Origin of the sequence: Exiguobacterium sp. s166 (genome assembly GCF_018618855.1) — a bacterium.
Lineage (GTDB): Bacteria > Bacillota > Bacilli > Exiguobacteriales > Exiguobacteriaceae > Exiguobacterium_A.
On record NZ_JACSMU010000018.1, the window covers coordinates 1 to 529 of the forward strand.

Here is a 529-nt window from a genome sequence, read left to right on the forward strand (position 1 = left end):
CTACTTCCCGAAAAGTGCACCCTGAGAGATTCGAACTCCCGACCCCTTGATTCGTAGTCAAGTACTCTATCCAGCTGAGCTAAGGGTGCGGGGTAATTAATCAAACAGTGAAATTTAAATGGTACCGAGGGCCGGAATCGAACCGGCACGGGGAAACCCCCGCAGGATTTTAAGTCCTGTGCGTCTACCAGTTCCGCCACCCCGGCAGGGTGTTAAAAGGTAGCATCTACACTTTTTCAAGGTCGATGATGATATTTAAGGTGAAAATGGTGCCGGCAACAGGAGTCGAACCCGCGACCTACTGATTACAAGTCAGTTGCTCTACCAGCTGAGCTACACCGGCAAGTGTAATAAAAAATGGTGGAGGATGACGGGATCGAACCGCCGACCCTCTGCTTGTAAGGCAGATGCTCTCCCAGCTGAGCTAATCCTCCATATGTATCGCCTGGCAGCGTCCTATCCTCACAGGGGGAAGCCCCCAACTACTTTCGGCGTTCAAGTGCTTAACTTCCGTGTTCGGCATGGGAAC

General features: G+C 51.8%; 4 tRNA genes and 1 rRNA gene. All 5 read right to left on the reverse strand.

Annotated elements, in window-relative coordinates:
* Positions 1–15: 15 nt before the first annotated feature.
* Positions 16–89: transfer RNA gene (locus KNP93_RS15545), tRNA-Arg, on the reverse strand.
* A 30-nt stretch (positions 90–119) separates the two neighbouring features.
* Positions 120–206: transfer RNA gene (locus KNP93_RS15550), tRNA-Leu, on the reverse strand.
* Between the two features lie 61 nt (positions 207–267).
* Positions 268–343 (reverse strand) — tRNA-Thr (locus tag KNP93_RS15555).
* A gap of 15 nt (positions 344–358) precedes the next feature.
* Positions 359–434: transfer RNA gene (locus tag KNP93_RS15560), tRNA-Val, on the reverse strand.
* Between the two features lie 9 nt (positions 435–443).
* Positions 444–529: ribosomal RNA gene (rrf, locus tag KNP93_RS15565) — 5S ribosomal RNA — on the reverse strand; the annotation flags it as partial.